The sequence below is a fragment of the Kribbella sp. NPDC048915 genome (assembly GCF_040649595.1).
Classification (GTDB): domain Bacteria; phylum Actinomycetota; class Actinomycetes; order Propionibacteriales; family Kribbellaceae; genus Kribbella.
The window spans coordinates 34,486-53,703 of record NZ_JBEZFT010000017.1 but is presented as its reverse complement, the minus strand read 5'-3'; the positions used below and the strand labels follow the sequence as shown (position 1 = coordinate 53,703).

18 protein-coding genes and 1 pseudogene are annotated in these 19,218 nt (G+C 67.7%); 9 read left to right on the top strand and 10 right to left on the bottom strand.

Annotated elements, in window-relative coordinates:
- Positions 1 to 5: 5 nt before the first annotated feature.
- The 3 genes from AB0B82_RS12115 to AB0B82_RS12105 all read left to right on the top strand — a co-directional run bounded on the left by AB0B82_RS12115 (position 6) and on the right by AB0B82_RS12105 (position 2,186).
- Positions 6 to 893, top strand: coding sequence for an SURF1 family protein (locus AB0B82_RS12115; protein ID WP_360165642.1), 888 nt, complete (start codon positions 6 to 8; stop codon positions 891 to 893).
- The gene (locus AB0B82_RS12110) at positions 890 to 1,240 is read left to right on the top strand and encodes a DUF3817 domain-containing protein (protein ID WP_360165639.1); all 351 of its coding nucleotides are present in this window, start codon (positions 890 to 892) and stop codon (positions 1,238 to 1,240) included. The genes AB0B82_RS12115 and AB0B82_RS12110 overlap by 4 nt, the downstream gene beginning before the upstream one ends.
- Positions 1,241 to 1,985: 745 nt before the next feature.
- A complete protein-coding gene (locus AB0B82_RS12105) occupies positions 1,986 to 2,186 on the top strand; it encodes a hypothetical protein (protein WP_360165636.1) in 201 nt (66 codons plus the stop codon).
- 234 nt (positions 2,187 to 2,420) lie between these two features.
- On the opposite strand, the gene AB0B82_RS12100 is transcribed toward AB0B82_RS12105, so the two are convergent.
- The 10 genes and pseudogenes from AB0B82_RS12100 to AB0B82_RS12055 all read right to left on the bottom strand — a co-directional run bounded on the left by AB0B82_RS12100 (position 2,421) and on the right by AB0B82_RS12055 (position 11,792).
- Positions 2,421 to 3,038 carry a dihydrofolate reductase family protein gene (locus tag AB0B82_RS12100; protein WP_360165633.1) on the bottom strand — a complete coding sequence of 206 codons (618 nt, stop codon included), beginning with the start codon at positions 3,036 to 3,038 and terminating at the stop codon, positions 2,421 to 2,423.
- A 401-nt stretch (positions 3,039 to 3,439) separates the two neighbouring features.
- Positions 3,440 to 4,411 (bottom strand): ParB/RepB/Spo0J family partition protein, encoded by a 972-nt coding sequence (locus AB0B82_RS12095; protein ID WP_360165630.1) that lies wholly within the window; start codon positions 4,409 to 4,411, stop codon positions 3,440 to 3,442.
- Between the two features lie 217 nt (positions 4,412 to 4,628).
- A complete protein-coding gene (locus AB0B82_RS12090) occupies positions 4,629 to 5,564 on the bottom strand; it encodes an AAA family ATPase (RefSeq protein WP_360165627.1) in 936 nt (311 codons plus the stop codon).
- Positions 5,565 to 6,343: 779 nt separating this feature from the next.
- The gene (gene rsmG / locus AB0B82_RS12085) at positions 6,344 to 7,018 is read right to left on the bottom strand and encodes a 16S rRNA (guanine(527)-N(7))-methyltransferase RsmG (protein ID WP_360165624.1); all 675 of its coding nucleotides are present in this window, start codon (positions 7,016 to 7,018) and stop codon (positions 6,344 to 6,346) included.
- A 10-nt stretch (positions 7,019 to 7,028) separates the two neighbouring features.
- On the bottom strand, positions 7,029 to 7,538 hold the full coding sequence (locus AB0B82_RS12080; RefSeq protein ID WP_360165772.1) for a R3H domain-containing nucleic acid-binding protein: 510 nt from the start codon (positions 7,536 to 7,538) through the stop codon (positions 7,029 to 7,031).
- Between the two features lie 357 nt (positions 7,539 to 7,895).
- Positions 7,896 to 8,876: pseudogene (gene yidC / locus AB0B82_RS12075) on the bottom strand (membrane protein insertase YidC); the annotation flags it as partial.
- 9 nt (positions 8,877 to 8,885) lie between these two features.
- Positions 8,886 to 9,197 carry a membrane protein insertion efficiency factor YidD gene (gene yidD / locus AB0B82_RS12070; protein ID WP_360165621.1) on the bottom strand — a complete coding sequence of 104 codons (312 nt, stop codon included), beginning with the start codon at positions 9,195 to 9,197 and terminating at the stop codon, positions 8,886 to 8,888.
- Positions 9,197 to 9,547 carry a ribonuclease P protein component gene (gene rnpA, locus AB0B82_RS12065; RefSeq protein WP_360165619.1) on the bottom strand — a complete coding sequence of 117 codons (351 nt, stop codon included), beginning with the start codon at positions 9,545 to 9,547 and terminating at the stop codon, positions 9,197 to 9,199. The genes yidD and rnpA overlap by 1 nt, the downstream gene beginning before the upstream one ends.
- Positions 9,548 to 9,573: 26 nt before the next feature.
- The gene (gene rpmH / locus AB0B82_RS12060) at positions 9,574 to 9,711 is read right to left on the bottom strand and encodes a 50S ribosomal protein L34 (protein ID WP_130386492.1); all 138 of its coding nucleotides are present in this window, start codon (positions 9,709 to 9,711) and stop codon (positions 9,574 to 9,576) included.
- A 1,244-nt stretch (positions 9,712 to 10,955) separates the two neighbouring features.
- Complete coding sequence (locus tag AB0B82_RS12055) at positions 10,956 to 11,792, bottom strand: hypothetical protein (protein WP_360165616.1); 837 nt, start codon at positions 11,790 to 11,792, stop codon at positions 10,956 to 10,958.
- Positions 11,793 to 11,798: 6 nt separating this feature from the next.
- Here AB0B82_RS12055 and dnaA point away from each other — a divergent pair, with 6 nt between their 5' ends.
- From dnaA to AB0B82_RS12025, 6 genes are all read left to right on the top strand, one after another.
- On the top strand, positions 11,799 to 13,526 hold the full coding sequence (gene dnaA / locus AB0B82_RS12050) for a chromosomal replication initiator protein DnaA (RefSeq protein ID WP_360165613.1): 1,728 nt from the start codon (positions 11,799 to 11,801) through the stop codon (positions 13,524 to 13,526).
- Between the two features lie 469 nt (positions 13,527 to 13,995).
- Positions 13,996 to 15,141 carry a DNA polymerase III subunit beta gene (dnaN, locus tag AB0B82_RS12045; protein WP_360165611.1) on the top strand — a complete coding sequence of 382 codons (1,146 nt, stop codon included), beginning with the start codon at positions 13,996 to 13,998 and terminating at the stop codon, positions 15,139 to 15,141.
- Between the two features lie 26 nt (positions 15,142 to 15,167).
- Positions 15,168 to 16,088 (top strand): phosphogluconate dehydrogenase (NAD(+)-dependent, decarboxylating), encoded by a 921-nt coding sequence (gnd, locus tag AB0B82_RS12040; RefSeq protein WP_360165608.1) that lies wholly within the window; start codon positions 15,168 to 15,170, stop codon positions 16,086 to 16,088.
- Between the two features lies 1 nt (position 16,089).
- The gene (gene recF, locus AB0B82_RS12035; protein WP_360165605.1) at positions 16,090 to 17,229 is read left to right on the top strand and encodes a DNA replication/repair protein RecF; all 1,140 of its coding nucleotides are present in this window, start codon (positions 16,090 to 16,092) and stop codon (positions 17,227 to 17,229) included.
- Positions 17,222 to 17,803 carry a DciA family protein gene (locus AB0B82_RS12030; protein WP_360165602.1) on the top strand — a complete coding sequence of 194 codons (582 nt, stop codon included), beginning with the start codon at positions 17,222 to 17,224 and terminating at the stop codon, positions 17,801 to 17,803. The genes recF and AB0B82_RS12030 overlap by 8 nt, the downstream gene beginning before the upstream one ends.
- Positions 17,804 to 17,851: 48 nt before the next feature.
- On the top strand, positions 17,852 to 19,186 hold the full coding sequence (locus AB0B82_RS12025; protein WP_360165599.1) for a hypothetical protein: 1,335 nt from the start codon (positions 17,852 to 17,854) through the stop codon (positions 19,184 to 19,186).
- Positions 19,187 to 19,218 lie beyond the last annotated feature (32 nt).

The window sequence follows — 19,218 nt, the reverse complement described above, 5'->3', positions numbered from 1 at the left end:
GTCCGATGGCTGAGTTGCGCGAGCCGGATCGGCCGCTGTGGCGCACGGTGGTGAAGCCGCAGTGGCTAGGCCTGCTCGCCCTCGCGCTTGTCCTCGCGTCGGTGATGACGGTTTTCGGCGTATGGCAGCTCGGGGTGTATCGCTCCAAAACGGCCGACGCCACTGCGCAACGTGCCGCCGCTGCGCCGGTGGGTCTGCGGTCGCTGTTCTCGATCGACGAAGGGCTGCCGGCGAAGGCTGTCGGGCGTCGCGTGACGGTCGACGGCACCTGGGGGCCGGCCGCCGACCAGCTCTTCATCGCTGACCGCGAACACGACGGCAAGAACGGCTACTGGGTCGTGTCTCCGGTCAAGTTGTCGTCGACCGACGCGGTGATGGTCGTGCGTGGCTGGGTGCCATCGGTCTCCGATCCGTCCGCTGCGGCACCGTCGGGTCCGGTACGGCTGACCGGCACCGTGATCGCGTCCGAGGCCGAGGATTCGTCCGGCGACGCCGCCAACGGCCGCGTGCTCTCGTCGCTGCGGATCCCGACAATCGTCGACCTCGTGCCGTACCGGGTGTACGACGCGTTCGTCGTACAGTCCACCGTCGACTCCGGCGCCGTACCCTCGCCTGCACCCGCGGCTGTCGAACCACCACCGCCGCCCACCGACCACGCCGGCTGGCGAAACGTCGCCTACGCCTTCCAGTGGTGGATCTTCGCCGCCTTCACCCTCTGGATGTGGACCCGCATGGTCCGCGACGCCCATCACTCTCCCGAAGACCCCGAAGACCCGGACGACGTGGCGGACGGAGCAGTCGGCGCGGGTGGTGGCGCGGGTGGTGGTGCGGGTGGTGCGGGTGGCGACCAGGTCGGTGAGCCTGTGGAGCCAAGCGGTACCGTTTCAGCGTGACTTCCTCTGCCGATCCCGCCACGTCCGCCACCGGCCCCGTCAGCCCTGCCGTCCGCGGTGCGCTGACCCGCTACCGCGTGATCGCGTACATCGTCGGCGTCATGCTGCTCCTGCTGCTGTTCGTCGCGATGCCGCTCAAGTACTTCGCCGACAACCCCAGCGCCATGAACGTGATCGGCCCGATGCACGGCTTCCTCTACGTCGTGTACCTCCTCGGCACCTTCGACCTGTTCCGCCGGGTCCGCTGGTCCTTCCCCCGCCTGGTCCTCACCGCCCTGGCCGGCACCATCCCCTTCCTCTCCTTCTACGCCGAACGCAAAACCACCCACGACCTCCTCGGCCGGTAAGCCCGTCTCCCGTAGGCCCGTCCCCGGTAGGCCCGTCCCCGATAGACCTGCCGGGTCCTGTCGGCCTGGTGCACTCGCCCTCGCTCGCCCCGGCGCCCGCTCGCCCCCGGCCCCCGACGCCCTTTCTCAGTCGATACCCGCCCGGGTGAGCCGGGCCCAACTCCCGCCTACCCGGCGGTGCACCTGGGCAGACCCCACCGCGCCGAGGAGCCACCGATTCGTGGTGATCGGCGCTGCGCATCGCACTCACGACTCGATGACACGACACATGCCTCGCTGAGGTGCCTCGCTGAGGTGCCTCGTTCCGCCCGCTGGCGCTGGCCCTCGCGTCACCGTCGAGTCGTGAAGAACGGCGACTTATCTCAGCCAATGTCCACGACTCGACGTTTGTGGTGACGACCATTCGCCACGACTTGACGGGAATCACAGGTCCGCACCCGAGGTCCGCTCCTCGGACCTCGGCCTACGACGTGGCTGCCATCACCTGCACGACTGCTCCGGCCATTTGAAGCGAGCACCACATCGATCGCGCGCGTTGCCCTACGCGCATTGTGTCCGAAGCGCCGCAGCCGAGCCGCTCGACGCCGTGACCCACGCTCCGCGCCGTGACCCACGCGCGACGCCGTCCCCAGGCCGACACCCGTCACCGCGGCAGAATCTGGCGCACCGAGTCCAGCAGCGGGTCAAGCATCTCGTCCAGCAGTTCGCCCAGCCACAGGCGATCTGCGCCTCGGTGTAGTCGAGCGTGACGTCGCCGAGCACCTCCTGGCGCTGCTGGACCAGCAAGTTCCCGGTGTACCGCTCCAGCACGATCGGCAGCCCGGCGCGGCGCCTGCCCGAAGCCGGCGTCGACCGGATCGAACTCGGTCTCAGGCCGTGCACTACCGACATACTCGAGAGGTCCCCCGCCAAGTCCGGCGCCGCCAAGTCCGGCGCCGCCGCCTGATGCCTCCAGCAACATTCGCGTCAGTGGGCGCTCGGACCAATGTTTCATGTGAAACATTGGGAGATGTCTCGTTGGAGATTTGTCGACAAATCGATTGGGGTATGAATCCCGGTCGTTCGTGGCATTAACTAGCTCTGTGAGCGCGATTCTCAGCGACCTTCAGCAACTTACGTCGGTGTCATTTTCGGCGGTGAAACGCCTCATCGGAGCCCTCGGAAGGGCGGATTCAAGCTCTCAGGCTCTGATCACGGCGTAGTGGAGGCGGACCGTTCCGCCGCCGTCCTGGTGGACGGAGAGCAACTGTAGACGCGTCGGAGGTACGCCGACCTCGAGCGGTCGGCCGTCCATGACTGAAGGGGTCCCGAGTCCCCCAACGAGACCTGGCAGCACCGTGAGGTGCAGTTCGTCGATCAGGTCGGCTCGGAGCAGTGCGCCGTTCAGACCACCGCCGGCGGTCGACAGCACGCAGGTGATTCCGAGCTCGGTGCGCATTGCCGCCATCGCCCGCGGCAGATCGACCCGCTCCTCACCGACTACGAGATAGCAGATGCGCTCCCGCCGCAGGTACGCCAGATACCGGGCGGGTGTCCGCCGCGCGACCAGCACCAGGGCATCCCATTCCGGATGCTTCTCCGTCCATCGCACCCGCCCGCGGCTGTCGACGACGGTGAACCACCTGTGCGGTGGCGACGGCTGCCCCACGATGTCCGCGGGCAGGAAGTGCTCGTAGAGCCCAGCGACATCACCCTCGAAGGGCGGAAGTTCAGCAACCTCGAGATCCTCTGCCACGAGGCTTCCACTGCCTTCCAGCACGGCGTTGCAGCCGTGCTCCCGCTCTACGAGCTCCAGCACGTCGACCCCAACCGAGTCAGGCCCAGTCGAGTCAGGCCCAGTCGAGTCAAGCCCAACCGAGTCAAGCCCAGTCGAGTCAAGCCCAACCGAGTCAGGCACGCCGGGCCGCATCGTCTGCCAAAGACCGGTGTTCGGCTCATGCATCAGCAGTGCGTTCCGAGCGAGTGCGACCTTGCCGTCCGCGCTTGCTTCCACGCTGACCACTACCCGCGGCCGATCCTGCATCAGAGGTCTCCTCACCGTCGCCGCACAGGAAAGTCATAGACATACCAACGCCCGCCGACAATTCGGCGGGCGTTGTCAGAACCAGTGCGGTTGAGACCAGTACCAAGAGGCAGCGCGACCGAGAGCAGCGCGATGAACAACGCGATGAACAACGCGATGAACAAACAGCAGCGCGGTCAGGATCCGCGGGAAGTGTTCGGATCCATCAGCGAGACGATCCGCTCGAGATCGTCCAGAGTCGCGAACTCGACGGTGATCTTGCCCTTGTTCTTGCCGAGGTCCACCTTCACCCGTGTCTCGAAACGATCCGACAGGCGATCGGCGAGATCGACCAGCCGTGGCGCGACCGGCTTGTTGCGCCGGCGAGGCGCCGGGTCGTCATCGGAGTTCATGTCGCCGAGCGCCACGATCTCCTCGACCGTCCGCACCGACAGCCCCTCGGCAACGATCCGCTGTGCGAGCCGCTCGATCGCGTCACCGCTCGGCAGACCCAGCAACGCCCGAGCGTGTCCCGCCGACAGAACGCCGGCTGCCACCCGTCGTTGCACGGACGCCGGCAGCTTCAGCAGTCGCAGCGTGTTGGAGATTTGCGGTCGGCTGCGGCCGATGCGCGTCGCGAGGACCTCCTGCGTGCAGCCGAAGTCGTCCAGCATCTGCTGGTACGCAGCCGCCTCCTCGAGCGGGTTCAGCTGACTGCGGTGGAGGTTCTCGAGCAAGGCGTCACGGAGCATCTCGTCGTCGGACGTGTCCCGGACGATCGCCGGGATGGTCTTCAGCCCGGCGGTCTGGGTGGCCCGCCACCGCCGCTCGCCCATGACCAGCTCGTACGAGTCGGCGTCGAGTCGGCGAACGACGATCGGCTGCAGAAGGCCGATCTCCTTCACCGAGTGGACGAGCTCCTCCATCGCCTCTTCGTCGAAGACCGTCCGCGGCTGCTTCGGGTTCGGCGTGATCTTGTCGACTTCGATCTCCGCGAACGTGGCGCCGGGTACCGCGGCCAGTTCCGGCTTCGCGGGCTCAGGCTGCGTGGGCGCTGCGACCGGGGGTGCACCCGGGATCGAGTTCGACTTGCTGCCGAGGGTGGTAGTACCAGCCGTCGGCGAGCTGGGAATCAGCGCACCAAGTCCGCGTCCGAGTCGGGTGTTCATCGCGCTCCCTGGAGTTCGACTGCCTGCTGAGCTACTGCTGACCTAATCACATTCCTGACCACGACACGCAGCCGCATCCACAGGCCGCGCACACAGTTTCACGTGAAACGCCGGGCTCACCGTCGCGCCACAGCGTACGTTCCACGTGAAACGCGCATGGTCCGCCTGCACGACCGGCGCCGTTCCACGTGAAACGGTGCCACACCGATCCAGATGGTCAGGCGTTGTTCCGCATCGCGATCTCGCGCGAAGCCTCGAGGTACGACAGCGCGCCGGCTGACGCGGGGTCGTACGCGAGCACGGTCTGCCCGTGGCTCGGCGCCTCCGAGATACGCACCGAACGCGGTACGGCAGTCCGCAGTACGGCGTCCTTGAAGTGGCCGCGAACCTCGGCCGCGACCTCCCCGGCCAGTTTCGTGCGAGCGTCGTACATCGTCAGGAGAATCGTCGAGACGTCCAGCGCCGGGTTCAGATGCGACTTCACCATGTCGATGTGGCGCAGGAGTTGGGACAGGCCCTCTAGCGCGTAGTACTCGCTCTGGATGGGGACGAGCACCTCGCGCGCGGCCGTCAGCGCGTTCACCGTCAGCAGGCCGAGCGACGGCGGGCAGTCGATGAAGACGTAGTCGTAGCGCTCCCCTGCGGCCTCGGTCTCGGCCAGGTACGCCTCGAGGACACTCTTCAGCCGGCTCTCGCGCGCGACCAGGCTGACGAGCTCGATCTCGGCACCGGCCAGGTCGATGGTCGCGGGGACCACGTGGATTCCGGGGTGCTCGGCGCACGGCTGGATCAGCTTGCTGAGCGGCTGTCCCTCGATGACCGCCTCATACACGCCCGGGGTGCCTTCGGCGTGCTCGATACCGAGCGCCGTCGAGGCGTTGCCCTGCGGGTCGAGGTCGATGACGAGAATCTTCGCGCCGTACAGCGCGAGGCCGGCCGCGACGTTCACCGTTGTCGTGGTCTTGCCGACGCCACCCTTCTGGTTGGCGACGACGAAGACCCGGGTCTTGTCAGGCAACGGGAACTCACGGCCCATCGTGCGTCCTTCATTCACCAGCAGCGTCCGTTCGGTGGCGGCAGCGATCGGAGTCTCGAGAAGTCGTCGCTGAAGCTCGTCCGACGTGGCCCGCGCGGCGATCTGTGCGGCAGTCATAGCGCCCATTCCAAGAGGTGCGGGACTTGGCCCGAAGAGGATGTCTGTAGGGGTCGGGGCGGGTCTGCCCCCAGCTCCGTCCACAGGCTGCTGTGGACGAATTCCCGTGTGCGGGGGCGGTTTCCTCCGGTCGTCATCCACAGGCCGTGGAGACTCCGAGAGGTCCGGCTCGACGTCCACCAGTGACGCCGAATCGGACCCGGACCCATCATCCCGCATGTCAGGCGTTTCACGTGAAACAGGCACGTGGCCGTTCGTCAGTGAGTCGTCGAGCCCGGCCGCGGCAGCGGCCTGAAGCCCCGACGTGTCGATCGTTGGAACCGTGACACCGCTGGCCGGCGAGGGCTCGGCGTCGCCCAACTCCGCGGTCTCCGCTGCCGAATGGTCGCTCGGCTCCGACCGCTCCACCCCTGTCGAGGCCCGTGCCGGTGCCGAGGGCCCGGTCGACGTCGGGGCCTGTGCCGGTGCCGAGGGCCCGGTCGACGTCGGGGCCTGTGCCGGTGCCGAAGGTCCTGTCGATGTCGAGGGCCCGGCCAGAGAAGAAGGCCCGGCCGACGTCGAGGGCGCGGCCGGGGTAGAAGGCGTCGGTGTCGACGAACGTGCCGGCGTCGGTGAGGTCCGTACCGGGGGCGCGGGGGCGGGTACTGCGGACGGTGCGGGTTCCGGGGTCACCACTCGTACAGCAGTGTCCGGTGCGGCGGGCCAGCCAATGCCCTGTGACGACCTCGGTTCACCGTTGCTCTTCTCAGGCCATCCGAGGGCACGACTCACCAACCCGCTCACCTCCCGTGTCTACCGTGCCGGGATCCCCCTGCAGCACGTCCCGCCACAATACTCACCACAGTCGTGGGGTTGGCGAGTTCATCGCCGCCGAGTTGCTGAATATGACAAACCTCTGCACCGAGCTTCATCAACTCGCGTTCTGAGGCGTCCAGTTCCTCCTCCGCGGACGCCCCTTTCATCGCCAGCATCAGACCGCCTTCGATACAGAGCGGCAGACACCACCGAGCGAGTTTCGCCAGTGGAGCGACAGCTCGAGACGTGACGACGTCGTACGACGCCGGCGGGAGATTCTCGGCTCGTGCGCGGACAACTGTCGCGTTGTGCAGCTCCAACGAGTCGACAGCTTCCTGAAGGAACGTGGTCCGGCGCAGCAACGGCTCGACGAGGTCGACCTGGAGATCCGGGCGCACGATCGCGAGCACGATGCCCGGCAACCCAGCGCCGGTGCCGATGTCCGCGACAGAGGCCGACTCGGGGATGATGCGCTCGACCACGGCACAGTTCAGCAGGTGCCTATCCCAGAGTCGCGGGACCTCGCGTGGACCGATCAGCCCGCGGAGAGTGCCTTCGGTTGCGAGCAACTCGGCGTACGCCGAAAGCCGGACCGCCGCCCGTGGAAACAGCTTCTCCACGAGCGGCGGCGTTTCACGTGAAACAGACGGGTCGGTCATCGGCGCGCGGTCACGGTTGGACCACCACGCGCCGGCGGGGCTCCTCGCCCTCGGACTCCGACGTCAGGCCGGCGGCAGCCACCACGTCGTGCACGACCTTGCGCTCGAACGGCGTCATCGGGTCGAGCCGAACCGGAGCACCGGTGGCCTTCGCCTCCTCCACCGCCTTCCGGCCGACCTCTTCGAGCTCGGCCTTCCGGTTCGCCCGGTAGTTCGAGACGTCGAGCATCAACCGCGAGCGCTCACCCGTCTCCCGGTAGACGGCCAGCCGAGTCAGCTCCTGCAGCGCCTCCAGGACCTTCCCGTTCTCACCGACCAGGTTGTTCAGTTCGGCACCGACGATCGAGACCGCGGCGCGGTCCCCGTCGATGTCCATGTCGATGTCGCCGTCCAGATCGGCGATGTCGAGCAACTCCTCCAGGTAGTCCGCGGCGATGTCGCTCTCGGCCTCGAGAGCCTTCAGCCGGTCCGCCGCGGACTTGGTACCGGCGGACTGTCCCGCCGAGTCGGTGTTCTGCATGCCGTCGGTCACGGCCACTCCTTCGAATGTCTTCACAGTGTCGGGATCCGCCTCACCGGGACTCCCGTCGATCACGAGCTCGGCAGGCCGAGCACAAGGGCGTGCGCAGGATCAGCGCGAGCCGCCGGAGCGCTTCTGCGCGGCCTTGCGCTGCGCGGCCGACTTCGCTGCGGGCTGGCGCTTCGCACCCGAGCCCTTCTTGCCGGCCGGCTGCTTCTTGGCAGCACCGGCCTGAGCCTTCTTCGGCGCCTCCTGCTGCGGCGCGTCCTGAACGGAAGCGTCCTCGGCGGGCGCGGACGTCTGGCCGTTGCTGGCTGCGGTCGCCGCGCCGCCCGCAGCACCACCCGCGCCGCCGGACTTCCGGTTACTGCGCGATTGCCGCTTCGGCTGCTGCCGCTGCGCGGGCCGGCGGTCCGTGGTCTCGGTAGCGGTCGCGGCGCCGTCGGTGCCTGGCACGCCCTCGTCGGCGGCCCGGCCGTGACGCAGGTTGTGCTCGCGCTTGCGTGCCTGCATGGCGTCGTACGCCGGCGTACCCGGAGCGGGGTTGCGACGGATCACGTAGAACTGCTGGCCCATCGTCCACACGTTCGAGACGAACCAGTAGATCAGCACACCGATCGGGAAGTTGAAGCCACCGATGAGGAAGAAGATCGGGAAGACGTACAGCATGATCTTCTGCATCTGCGCGGCCTGGCCGGTGAGGGCCTCCTTCGGCATGTTCTTCCGCATCAGCTGCAGCTGCGTGATGAACATCGTCGTGGTCATCAGGATGATCAGGACGATCGCGACGATCTTGACGTTGTTCGCGCCCGGGCCGCTGGCCTTCAGGAAGGTCTGCGAGATCTCGGCGCCGAAGATCGTGGCGTGTCGCAGCGACTCCACGTGCGGCTCGATGATGCTGCTGTGCGCCTCACCCTTCGAGGCGCCGTCGAGCACGCGGAACAGAGCGAGGAAGACCGGCGACTGCAGCAGCAGCGGAAGGCACGAGGAGAACGGGTTGGTCCCGGTCTCCTTGTACAGCTTCATCATTTCCTGACCGAGCTTCTCCCGGTCGTGGCCGTACTTCTTCTGCAGCTCCTTCATCTTGGGCTGCAGCAGCTGCATGTTCCGGCTGGAGCGGATCTGCCGGACGAACAGCGGGATCAGCAGAGTCCGGATGACGATGGTCAGGCCGGCGATCGAGAGCGCCCAGGCCCAGCCGCCGTTCGGATCCAGCACCAGACCGAGCAGCCAGTGCCACCCCACCAGCAGTGCGGAGACAGCCCAGTACAGCGGTGTCATCACCGTGTTGAACAGATCTACGATCCCGTCCCACACCGCGAGTCCGGGGATGGCCAGAAGAGTCACTCACACACCTCGCTGCACAGGCCCGGCATCGGCGGACGATCCGGGCTGGTTGGCGGAGAGAGACTCTCCGCGCTGGTCGACATCTCTGGGTGGAACGGGGTCGTAGCCTCCGGGGTTCCACGGGTGGCAGCGAACGAGTCTTCTCATCGCCAACCAGCTACCGCGCACCGCACCGTGGCGCTCGACCGCCTCCAAGGCATACGCCGAACAACTGGGGTAGAACCTGCAGACCTGTCCGTACATCGGACTGATCAGCAGCCGGTACAACTTCAGGAAACCGATGATCCCGCTCCGCACCGGATTGAACCGCATCATGGTCGCAGCACCCGGCTCAGGGCGCTGTCGACATCGGCCGCGAGCTCGTCGTACGACGCCGTGGCGGACGACGGGAGCGCGCGGACCACGGTCAGGCTACCGGGCGGAAGCTCGGGGAGCCGGGACGCCATCACTGCACGCAGACGGCGGTGGACCCGGTTCCGCAGAACCGCATTGCCCACCGCCTTGTTCACAACGAACCCGACGCGTGCCGGTTCGGCCGCGCCGTCCTGGCCGGTCTGCACCAGCACATGCAGGACCACCGCGCGTCGCGCCGCGCGCCGACCGGACCGGACGGCGCGACGGAAGTCGTCGGACCGGCGTAACCGGTGCGACGCGGGCAACACGAGGTGGTCACCGTCTACCGAGTCGCTCAGGCCGCGAGGCGCTGACGACCCTTGCCACGACGGGCAGCGATGATCGCGCGACCCGCGCGGGTGCGCATCCGAAGACGGAAGCCGTGCTTCTTGTGCCGACGACGGTTGTTCGGCTGGAACGTCCGCTTGCTCACTGGAATGACTCCGGTTACTCGAGAAACACAAAATTGGCCGGCAGACCCACTGACCGGACCTGCCCGTTGGTGCATCCTGCACACCGTCGGAGAACCAGAGGGTGGTCCCGCAGGGAGCGCAGCACGAAACGGCCGGCTCAACACCGACTGACCCACGGTACGTGGCTCGTTGTGGACAGGTCAAACCAGGTATCCCCAAGGTTTTCCACAGCCCTGTGGACAGGATCGTGGTTAACTGGTCGGCCAAGTGTCCGTCACTGTCCGGCCCGAACCGCAACAGAGAGCGACTTCGCACCACGGCTACGCTCCGGCGTCTACCCGACACGCCGCAAGTTGCCCCCAATTTGCTGTTCATAGCCTGTGGATGACGGGTTGATGCCGTGTGGGCGGACTTGTTAGCGTCACTTCCTCACACCAGAGGTCCCACACCCCGCGATCGGTAACCAACTTGTTCCGGCGGTCGTTCACAACTGTGGACAACCGTGTGGACAGTGACCGCACGGTGGTCGGGTCGAACGGTCGCGCACCCGGATCAGTCCGGACGCGCCGGCCACCGCAGCGATGGATTCGGGGAGCAACGCGTGGTCGAGGACCATTCCGCCAGTGCGGAATTCACACCGGTGGAATCAAGCCCGGCCGAGTACCGAACGGATCGTCTCGCCGACGGCCCGCAGGACCTCCGTCCTGAACCCGAGGTGCGCCCCGAGCCCGACCTCCCTCCCGAGCCCGGTCTGCAGCCGGAGCCCGGCGCCGGCCTCCGGCCAGCGCCAGAGGCCGATTCGGGGCAGTCGGGGGTGGCTGAGCAGCCGATGCCGCGGTTGGATCCGGGTGATTACCTGAGCCCGTCGCTCCCCATTCCGATGCCCGAGCCGCCGACGGCCGGCTATCGCCCGGCGCCGCCGGCTCCGTACTACCGCTCCGAACTTGAGCGCGCGGCCACCGATCTTCCGGCCGGCCCACCCCAGTCCGCGGCCGGTACGTCGTACTTCGGTGCGGCACCGGCCGTGAATCAGTACCCCGGAGCGGGTAACGCCTGGGCTACGGCGGATTGGGGTACTGGCGGCGGCAACGCAGCAGGCGCGGTCCCGATCGACGGGGAGGCACGTGTGGACGACAGAGCCACCAACCAATGGTCACCCGACAGCGCACCCGCCCACCCACCGGCCCAGTCCCCCGAACAGTCCCCCGAACAGTCCCCCGAACAGGCACCGGCGCAATCACCGGCCCAAGCAGCGGCGGAACCATCAGCTCAGGCACTGGATCAACCCGCGGCTCAGGCACTGGATCAACCCGCGGCTCAGGCACTGGATCAGGCATCCACCGAGCAGCCGCCGGTCGAACTGTCCGAGTCCCAGGGGGAGCAACTCCCTGAGCAGATGTTCTCCGGGCAGCAAGCAGCGCAGGATCAGCAGCCCAACGAGCACGAGCAGCGCGAACAGCAGCACGCGGAGCGGGCGGCGCACGACGGAGAGACAGCGGAGCAGCACCTCCAGCAGCCCACGCAACAGCCCACGCAGCAGCCCACGCAGCAAGAGGCGTCCGAGCAGCAGCCTGTCGTGCAGCAGCAGCCGACGGAACAGCCGCATCTGTCCCAGTACCCGGCGCAGGAGCAGTCGGCGTACCAACAGCCCACAGAACGGCAGCCCGTAGAACAGCAGCAGTCGCCGCAGAACCAGGGGCAGCACGACGACGCGGTGCAACACGCCCAGACCGCACAGCAGGACCAGGCTCTCCACCAGGACCAGGCCGCTCAGCAGTCGCAGCAGTCGCAACAGCCGCAACAGGCGCAGGCACAGCCGCAGTACAGCCAGCAACCTCCGCAGCAATTCGCGCCGCAACAGCACTCGCCTCAGCAGCAGGTAGCTCATCAGCTGTCGCCCCACCAGGCTCCCCAGCAGCAGGTACCGCAGCCGCAGTACTCGCAGCAGCAACAACCGCACAACCAGCAACCGACCCAGCAGTCCATGCCGCCCACGCAGCCAATGCAGCATCAGGCACAGCACCAGACGCAGCACCAGACGCAGCAGCCCACCCAGCAGTTGCAGCAGCCGAGCCAGCCGGTTGTTCAGCCGCAGCAACACGTCCAGGTGCAACAGGCGGCGCCGGTGCTGACGGATCTCGGTGAGGCTTGGGCGCGTGTGCTCTCCGGCCTGCCGCCGAACCAGCGTGCCTGGTTGGCCAACTCGCGTCCGGTCACGCTGCACGAAAGCACCGCGATCGTTGCCGTTCCCGACGATTTCACCCGCGGTCAGCTGGAGACCCGGCTGCGTCCGGACCTCGAGCGGATTCTCACCGAGACGTTCGGCCGCGACATCCGGATCGCCGTCACCGTCGACCCGTCCCTCGACCCGGAGCTCCGCGAGCAGAACGCTGCTCAACAAGCTGCCCAGCAAGGTCAGCAGGCACAGCAAGCCGCTCAGCAACCGCAGTACAGCCAGCAGCAGGCCCCCCAGCAGCACCAAGCTCCGCAGCCACAAGCCCACCAACAGCAGACGCCGCGGCAAGCACCACAGCCGGCACAACCGCAGCAGCATCTGCAGCCGCCGGCGATCCGGGAGCCGCTGCGGACCGACGGTGCGTTCCAGCCGACGATCCAGTCGGCCCTGACGGACCCGGACAACCAGTTCAGCGCGCCCCAGCAGCACTACGACCAGCAGCAGGCACCGCAACAGCAACAACAGCAGCAGCAACAATTCGGCCAGCCCGCGCCGCAGGGTGCTTCACCCATTGGTGCGTCGCCGAACGGCCAGTCGCAGCCGGCCACGGAGGCGCAGGGCGAGGCCCGGCTGAACCCGAAGTACACGTTCGAGACGTTCGTCATCGGCAGCTCGAACCGGTTTGCCCACGCGGCCGCCGTGGCGGTGGCCGAGGCGCCGGGCAAGGCGTACAACCCGCAGCTGATCTACGGCGACTCCGGTCTGGGCAAGACACACCTGCTGCACGCGATCGGTCACTACGTGCGCAGTCTCTACACCGGGGCCCGCGTGCGGTACGTCTCCAGCGAAGAGTTCACCAACGACTTCATCAACGCGATCCGCGACGACAAGGCGTCCCAGTTCCAGCGCCGGTACCGCGATGTCGACGTTCTGCTGATCGACGACATCCAGTTCCTCGAGGGCAAGATCCAGACGCAGGAAGAGTTCTTCCACACGTTCAACACGCTGCACAACGCGAACAAGCAGATCGTGATCAGCTCTGACCGTGCGCCGAAGCGCCTGGAGGCCTTGGAGGACCGGCTGCGGAACCGGTTCGAGTGGGGTCTGATCACCGACATCCAGCCGCCCGACCTGGAGACCCGGATCGCGATCCTGCGGAAGAAGGCCGCGACCGAGCGGCTGACGGCGCCGCCGGAGGTGCTGGAGTTCATCGCGTCGAAGGTGCAGACGAACATCCGCGAGCTCGAGGGCGCGCTGATCCGCGTCACCGCGTTCGCCAGCCTGAACCGGCAGCCGGTCGACCTCAGCCTGGCCGAGATCGTGCTGAAGGACCTGATCCCCGAGGGCAGCAAGCCCGAGGTGACCGCGAGCATGATCATGGGCCAGACCGCGTCGTACTTCGGTCTGTCCATCGACGACCTGTGCGGTTCGAGCCGCAGCCGGGTGCTGGTGACCGCGCGGCAGATCGCCATGTATCTGTGCCGGGAGCTGACCGACCTGTCGCTGCCGAAGATCGGTCAGCAGTTCGGCGGCCGCGACCACACGACGGTGATGCACGCCGAACGGAAGATCCGGCAACTGATGTCGGAGCGGCGCAGCGTTTTCAACCAGGTCACCGAGCTCACGAACCGGATCAAACACCAAGCAAAGCAGCAGTGAGAGACCGGCTCTTCGCATCACACAGGCTGGGGACACAGCTGTGGAAAACTGTGGGAAAGCCCCGTCGATGGTGTGGATTGGCTGTGGGGACAGATTTCGCCGTCCACCGTCGTCCTCAACCGAAGCGAGCGTCGTCCACACGGCGTCCCCAGGCCGATTCGGGGTCTGACCTGCGAACTCGCCGCTTTTCCACAGTATCCACCGGTGCGAAGAACACTATGGAATCTATAGAGATCTCGAAGGCCACAAATCGATCGTGCGGCCCGATCTGGGGAAAACCCCGATCTCGCGCCTTCCGGCGGGACCTGTCAGGCTGGTCTCGGACCACCGCACGCAACGGCGCGCGGGCGGACCGGAACGACGCCGACGCGACCCGCCCGAAGCGCCACGTCAGGCCCGATGGGCGTAGAGCACACTTGTCCGTGGCAGGATCTGCCTGGCACACAGCCGAATCAGGAGGCACCCAGCGGTGAAGTTTCGCGTCGAGCGCGACGTACTGGCCGAGTCGGTGGCCTGGGCCGCGCGCAGTTTGCCCAGTCGTCCCAGTGTTCCGATCCTTGCCGGCCTTCTGGTCGAGGCCGAGGACGGGCAGATCACCCTGTCCGGCTTCGACTACGAGACCTCTGTCCGGGTCACCGTGCCCGCGCAGGTGGCCGACTCCGGCAAGTGCCTGATCTCCGGCCGGCTCGTCGCCGACATCTCCAAGAGTCTTCCGAACCAGCCTGTGGACGTCGCCGTGGACGGCGCGAAGGCACAGGTCACGTGTGGCAGCTCGCGGTTCACCTTGCAGACGCTGCCCACCGAGGAGTACCCGGCGCTGCCGGAGCTTCCGGCCGCGAGCGGTACGGTCAAGTCCGACGTCTTCGCGCAGGCGGTCTCCCAGGTGGTCACCGCGGCCGGCCGCGAGGACACGCTGCCGGTGCTGACCGGCGTCCGGGTCGAGATCGAGGGCTCCACGATCTCCCTGCTGGCCACCGACCGGTACCGGCTGGCGATCCGCGAGCTGGAGTGGAACCCGCAGTCCCCCGACGCGTCGGCAGCCGCGTTGGTGCCGGCCCGCGTACTGTCCGAAACCGCGAAGGCGATGACTGGCTCCGACGTGATCGTGTCGCTGGCCGCGCCGGGTACCGGTGACGGCATCGTCGGTTTCGAGGGTGAGGTGTCCGGAGGCAACCGGCGCGCCACCACCCGGCTGCTGGACGGCGAGTTCCCGAAGGTGCGCGGCATCATCCCGACCGACGCGGCGATCGCGACCCGGGTACGGATCGACACCGCGACGCTGGTCGAGGCGGTCAAGCGTGTCGCCCTGGTCGCGGAGCGCAACGCCCCGGTGCGGCTGACCTTCGACGAGGACAGCGTGACGCTGGACGCGGGCAGCGGCGACGAGGCGCAGGCATCGGAGTCGCTCGAGGCCCGGGTGATCGGTGAGCCGGTGACCGTAGGCTTCAATCCGACGTACCTGCTCGACGGTCTCGGCGCGATCGGCACGCCGGTCGCGCACCTGGCCTTCACCCAGGCGACGAAGCCGGCCGAACTGACCGGTGTGAGGGACTTCGACGGTGATCCGATCAGCGAGTTCCGCTACGTGCTGATGCCGGTCCGTCTGAACAGCTGAACACCAACAGAACAAGGGGATTCACGATGGAGCTCGGCCTTGTCGGTCTCGGCAAGATGGGCGGCAACATGCGCCAGCGGATCCGGAACGCCGGTCACACGGTGGTCGGATTCGATCACAACCAGGACATCTCCGACGCCAAGGACCTGGCCGACATGGTCGGTAAGCTCACCGCCGACGGGCAGCCGCGAGTCGTCTGGATCATGGTTCCGGTGCAGGCCATCGACCCGGTCGTCACCGAGCTGGCCGACCTGCTCTCCCCCGGCGACATCGTGATCGACGGCGGCAACAGCCGCTGGACCGACGACACCCGCCGCGCCGCCCAGCTCGCCGAGAAGGACATCCGGTTCGTCGACTGTGGTGTCTCCGGCGGTGTCTGGGGCCTGGAGAACGGTTACGCGCTGATGTGCGGCGGTGACAAGGAAACCGTCGACGTCGTGATGCCGATCTTCGAGGCGCTGAAGCCCGAGGGCGAGTTCGGTTTCGTGCACGCCGGCAAGGTCGGCGCCGGCCACTTCTCGAAGATGGTCCACAACGGCATCGAGTACGGCATCATGCAGGCCTACGCCGAGGGCTACGAGCTGCTCGAGGCCGCGGACGTCGTGGAGAACGTGCCGGAGGCGTTCGAGTCCTGGCGCGAGGGCACCGTGATCCGGTCCTGGCTGCTCGACCTGCTGGTCGCGTCACTGAAGGACGACAACCACCTGGCGAAGATCCGCGGGTACGCCGACGACTCCGGTGAAGGCCGGTGGACCGTCGAGGCCGCGATCGACCACGCGGTGCCGATGCCGGCCATCTCGGCCGCGCTGTTCGCCCGGTTCGCGTCCCGGCAGGAGGACTCGCCGGCGATGAAGGCGATCGCTGCCATGCGCAACCAGTTCGGCGGGCACGCGGTGAAGGACGCCGAGGCCGCGGACCCCTCGTACGCGACCCCGCCCAAGAACTGAGGTGTACGTCACCGCCCTGGGTCTGGTCGACTTCCGCTCGTACCCGCAGGCGGAGGTCCAGCTCGGTCCCGGCGTGACGGCCTTCGTCGGACCGAACGGCCACGGCAAGACCAATCTGGTCGAGGCGATCCACTACACCGCGACCCTCGGATCGCACCGGGTGGCCAACGACGCACCGCTGGTGCGGGCCAGCGCCGCTCGGGCGATCGTGCGGACCGAGATCCGCAGCCAGTACGACCGGGACGTCGTGGTCGAGCTGGAGATCAACCCCGGGAAGGCGAACCGTGCGCGGATCAACCGCTCGCCGGTGCCCCGCGCCCGGGAAGTCCTGGGGCTGCTCCGGACGGTGCTGTTCGCGCCGGAGGATCTCGCGCTGGTGAAGGGCGATCCGTCCGAGCGGCGGCGGTTCCTGGACGAACTGCTGACGCTGCGCTCGCCGCGGATGGCCGGCGTACGGCAGGACTACGACCGGGTGCTCAAGCAACGGAACTCGCTGCTGCGGAGTGCCTCGCAGGCGCGTCGGCAGAACCGGACGAGCGCGGCCGAGGGACAGCTCCGGACACTCGAGGTCTGGGACTCGCACCTGGCCCGGTCCGGCGCCGAACTGCTCGCGACCCGGCTGGAACTGCTCGAGGCGCTCCGGCCGCTGGTGTCGACGGCGTACGACGCTGTTGCCCGGGGCAAGGGTGATGCCCGGCTGGAGTACAAGTCGTCGGTGCTGCTCGAGCCGGGGATCGCGTCGCGGGAGCAGCTCGAGGAGGTGCTGCTCGCGGCGGTGCGGGACAAGCGGCAGGACGAGCTCGATCGCGGGGTGTCGCTGGTCGGTCCGCACCGCGACGACGTCCTGCTCGGGCTCGGGGACTTGCCTGCGAAGGGGTACGCGAGTCACGGTGAGTCCTGGTCCTTCGCACTCGCGTTGCGACTGGCGTCGTATGACCTGCTGCGCGCGGACGGGGGTGAACCGGTGCTGATCCTCGACGATGTGTTCGCTGAGCTCGACTCACAGCGCCGGGACCGGCTGGCCGAGCTGGTGGCGCCGGCCGAGCAAGTGCTGGTGACCGCGGCGGTCGGCGCGGACGTTCCTGACGAGCTGAGCGGCGCTCGCTTCGAGGTGGGTGAGGGGGTCGTGCAGCGTGCCTGACCCCTCGGACATCCCCGAAGAACTCCCGCAGGACGCCGCCCAGCACGAGACGGGCGACACGAACGAGACAGCAGAGCACAACCCACGGGGGCTTGAGCTGGCCAAGTCGCTCGCGGCGCGACTGAAGCAGCAGGCGGCCAAGGGCGGCATCAAGCCGGTCAAACGCCGCCGCCGGCCGCGGATCGGTGCCCAGATCAGCAGCGCCCGCCCCGACGACCGCGACCCGCAGCGGCTGACCAACACCCTCGGCCGGCTGATGCGCGACCAGGGCTGGGAGGTCGACGTCGCCGTCCACGGCGTGATGGCCCGGTGGCCGGCCATCGTCGGACCGGAGATGGCCGAGCACTGCAAGCCGGAGTCGTACGACGACACCGTGCTGACCGTCCGTACGTCGTCGACGGCGTGGAAGGTCCAACTCGACCTGCTCGTGCCGCAACTACTGTTCCGCCTGAACGCCGAGCTCGGCGAAGGCACCGTCACCCAGGTCAAGGTCCTCGGCCCCAACACCTACACCTGGCGGAAGGGCCCCCGCACCATCCGCGGCGGCCGCGGCCCCCGCGACACGTACGGCTGACGGACCGGATTCCTCGACCGACCCGCCCCTCCCCTAGGATCAGGCGCGATGCGTGCGCTCGTCGACGGATTTCGCGAGATGTTCCACCTGATCGGGGATACGTTCCGGCTCTGGTGGAAGAACCTGCTGCCCATGACCGCCTGGTTCGTGGCCGGGTTCGTCGGCTTCACGGCGTGCTCGCAGGGTGCGATCTGGCTGGCCCAGCATCGGCACTCCAGCCTCGGAACCGGTCTGTTCGCGGTCGGTGTGCTGCTGCAGATCATCGCCACGGTCTGCATGATCCGGACCTGCGCGATGTCGCTGTACCGCTGGCGGGACGCCGCGAACAACGACGCCGACGAGACGTCCGACCCGACCCAGCGCGGCCTGCTCGAGCTGCTGGCCGTCACGCTGCTGCCGCTGGTCGCGGTCTGGTCGGCGTGGGGTTTCTTCGACGAACAGGTCGGCCAGCTGAGCGCGACGTACCTCGTGCAGACGGGCCTGCAGGACTCCGGCTTCTTCAAGATCGGGATCCACAGCTGGCACAACTACCTGCCGGCGCTTGTCATCCTGCTGGTGCTGCGCCGGCTGCTGCAGGCGGTTGACGACCGGTGGCCGAGCCGCCCGGTCAAACTGACCCAGGTCTGGGCCGAGGCGTTCTTCGTGCTGCTCACGGTCGTGATCACGGAGTTCGCGATCCTCGAGGGCAAGGAGTGGTTCAAGGACCGCGAGTTCTGGTACTGGTCGCTGAACTGGTGGGGCGGCTTCCAGGACTTCTTCGACAAGATCAACATCCCGGTCCCGGCCGGTATCGAGTTCCTGTGGGGCTTCACCTGGGAGACGCTCTGGCCGCTGTTCAAGCTCGGGGTCGCCGAGCCGCTGACCTGGCTGGCGATCACCACGGTCGTCTTCGGCCACCGGGTGCTGTCCGGCGGCAGCGTCTTCCGCGGCACCCGGCTGGAGCAGCGGCTGGGCGCGCAGGCCGAGCAGCAGACGCCGCGCGGCCGCATCGCCGGCCTCACCACCAAGGCGCCGGACCTGGTGCTGGGCGGCTTCCGGGAGAAGTTCTACCCGGCAATCAACGCGTTCCGGCTGCTCGTCCGGGTCGGGCCGGTGTTCCTCGGTGTCGTCTGTCTGGTGTACACGTTCTGGTTCCTGGGCAACGCCTGGACGTTCGTCGCCATCCAACGGCTGATCGGCATCCACGGGGACTACTGGGGCCTGATGAACCACGAGATCGCGAACCTGGTCCAGGGCCTGCTGTTCGAGCCGCTGCGGATCGCGCTGCTGGCAGCCGCGTTCGACCTGTGCATCTCGGTCGGCAGCGAGCGGCGTACCGAGCTCGCCGCGAAGGAGCAGGAGAAGGCGGCCGAGCAACGGCAGCCGGTGTCTGCCTCCGTCTGAGCAGTACGCCGACGGGGCACCGGCTGACAGCG